Here is a 3,020-nt window from a genome sequence, read left to right on the forward strand (position 1 = left end):
GGGCGGCCCGGTCGCCGAGCAGCGAGGCGAGGGCCGCCAGGCCGACGGCGTTGGCCCCCCGGCCGAAGAAGTGGCGGCGGGTCTCGTGTCGGACGTAGTCGCGGAGGGGATCCATGGCGGTTCCTCGATGCGATGCGATGCGATGCGATGCGAGCCTCGGGGGACGCGGTGTCGGGGCCTCGACCGGGGTTCTCCGGGAGCGGCGAGCAGGGGGGGTGGGGCGGCTGGGGCCGAGTCATCCCCGGTCGGGGGTGCTCAGGGACTGGGGGCTCGCCGCGCCCGACTCCGGCTGACCCGGGGAGGCGGTCGGTCCTCCTCGGGAGCCGGGATCACTTCGGGATCACTTGGTGAGGACCTCGTCCAGGTTCATCAACTGGTTGGCCAGCATCGTCCAGGAGGCGAGGGCGGCGGGGTCGAGGGCGGGGTCGGCGGGAGACTCGCCGACGGCGATCAGCGCCCGGGCGTCGTCGGGGTGGGCCTGGTAGTAGGCGAGCAGGTCGGCCAGCGACTCCTGGACGATCGCCAGCTCCTCCGACTCCAGCGGGCGGGAGAGGAGCCGGAGCGTCATGAAGGCGATCCGGTCGTCGTCGGCCTCGCCGGCGCCCTTGAGGGCCAGCTCGGCCAGGTGGCGGGCGGCCTCGACGTACTGGGTGTCATTGAGGGTGACGAGGGCCTGGAGCGGGGTGTTGGTGCGTTCTCGGCGAACGGTGCAGAACTCCCGGCTCGGCGCGTTGAAGGTCTCCAGGCTGGCCGGGGGGGCGGCCCGCTTCCAGAAGGTGTAAAGGCTGCGGCGGTAGAGGCCGGGGCCGGTGTCCTGCGAGTAGAAGCGGGTGTTGCTCTCGGGCATGGCGACGGCTTCCCAGACGCCCTCCGGTTGGTAGGGCTTGACGCTGGGGCCGCCGAGGTGCTCGACGAGCAGACCGCTGGCGGCCAGGGCGTAATCCCGGATCATCTCGGCGTCCATGCGGAAGCGGGGGCCCCGGGAGAGCAGGCGGTTCTGGGGGTCGCGTTCCCGTTTTTCGGGAGCGACGGCGCCCGACTGGCGGTAGGTGTTCGAGGTGACCATCAGGCGGTAGAGCCCCTTGATGTCCCAGCCGGACTCTCGGAACTCGACGGCCAGCCAGTCGAGCAGCTCGGGGTGGGAGGGGAGCTCTCCGCTGACGCCGAAGTCGCCGGCCGTGGCGACCAGCCCGGTGCCGAAGACCTCCTGCCAGGCCCGATTGACGGCGACTCGGGCGGTCAGCGGGTGGTCGTCTCGGACCAGCCAGCGGGCCAGGCCGAGACGGTTGCGGGGCAGGTCGTCTCCCATCGGGGGGAGGATGTCGGGGGTGTCGGCGAAGACCTGCTCTCGGCGCTTGTCGTACTCGCCGCGGTGGAGGACGAAGGCGGTGGCCGGCTGGTCGCGCTCCATCGTGATGTGGGCGATGGTGCCCCGGGCCTTGATCTCGGCCTCCTCCGCCTCCAGGGCGGCCAGCCGCTGTTGCAGGCCCCGGCTGGTGTCGTCGACGTGGGCCAGCCACCAGGAGAAGACGGCGTCGATCTCGGTGTCGGGGCGCGAGTCGGGGGCGAGGGCCGCCAGCCGGAACGCTCGGTCGGCGCCGGAGAGCGAGGCCAGTTCCACGGTCGACAGCGCGCGATCGTAGAGGCGGACGTCTCGGATGGAGGCGCCGTCGAGCAGGCCGGAGGCGTTCCGTTGGCCGACCTTGAGCGGGACGGCGGTGCGGATCGAGCCCGTCAGGGTGTCGGCCGCCACGTCGACCGGCTGGGGGTGGCCGTCGATGGCGATGGTCACGCCGGAGGCCTTGCCGGAGCCGTCGTAGGAGATGCTGACGTGCGTCCACTGGTTGCGGGGCAGCTCGGCGCGGGAGACGACCTTGACGGCGTCCTCGGGCCAGGAGTGGACGAGATGGCCGCCGACGCGGTTGTTCTCGATCCAGAGGTCCCAGCCGCGGTGGCCGTTCGCCTCGTCCATGCGGGAGACGACGGCGCCGGTCATGTTCCGCCGGGGGAGTCGGATCCAGGCGGAGGCGGTGAAGGCGAGGTCGGTGTCGAAGTCGCCGGCGCTGGCGATTTGCAGGGTGTCGACAGGGCCGGGCTGGATGCCCTCCCCCAGCCGGGCGAGCGCGGCGAGGCCGTCGGCGGGGGCCAGGGGGGCGACCGATTCGGGGGAGGCGTCGGCCAGCCAGCGCTGGAACTCGGGGCGGGCGTCGGCCTTGCGGGCGTCGGCCTGCGATCGGGCGTCGGCCAGCTCGGCCTGCAGTCGCTCCCAGCGGTCGCGGTCCTGGGGGGCGGGGACGGGGATGACGGGGGGCGTGTCGCGGATGTTGCCGTCCATCGCCCCCTGGGTGGTGTTGTTGAAGAAGGCGGCCAGCTCGTAGAACTCGCGCTGGGTGAGGGGGTCGAACTTGTGATCGTGGCAGGTGGCGCAGTTGGCGGTCAGGCCGAGCCAGACGGTGGCGACGGTTTCGGTGCGGTCCCGGGTGTAGTTGACGAGGTTCTCCTCGGGGATCGTGCCGCCCTCGTTCGTGGTGATGTTGCAGCGGTTGAAGCCGGTGGCGATGAGCTGGTCGAGGGTGTGGTCGGGGAGCAGGTCGCCGGCGAGCTGCTCGATGGTGAAGCGGTCATACGGCAGGTTGCGGTTGAAGGCGTTGATGACCCAGTCGCGGTACGACCACATCTCGCGCTCGTTGTCGAAGTGCAGGCCGTGGGTGTCGGCGTACCGGGCGGCGTCGAGCCAGGATCGGGCGCGGTGCTCTCCCCAGCGGGGGGAGGTAAGCAGCCGATCCACGTAGGCCTCGTAGGCGTTGGGCGAGGGGTCGTTGACGAAGGCCTCGACTTGGTCGGGATCGGGGGGCAGACCGGTCAGATCCAGGCTGGCGCGGCGGGCCAGGGTGCGGCGGTCGGCCTCGGGGGCGGGGGAGAGCCCCTCGGCGTCGAGCCGGGCGAGGATGAAGGCGTCGATCGGGTTGCGGATCCAGGAGGGGTCGGAGACGGCGGGGGGCTCGGGGCGGGTCGGCGGG

1 protein-coding gene is annotated in these 3,020 nt (G+C 72.0%); it reads right to left on the reverse strand.

Annotation, left to right across the window (positions count from 1 at the left end):
- Positions 1-340: 340 nt before the first annotated feature.
- A partial coding sequence (locus TsocGM_RS25485) for a DUF1553 domain-containing protein (protein WP_199756918.1) occupies positions 341-3,020 on the reverse strand: 2,680 nt, incomplete at its 5' end.

Origin of the sequence: Tautonia sociabilis (genome assembly GCF_003977685.1) — a bacterium.
Lineage (GTDB): Bacteria > Planctomycetota > Planctomycetia > Isosphaerales > Isosphaeraceae > Tautonia > Tautonia sociabilis.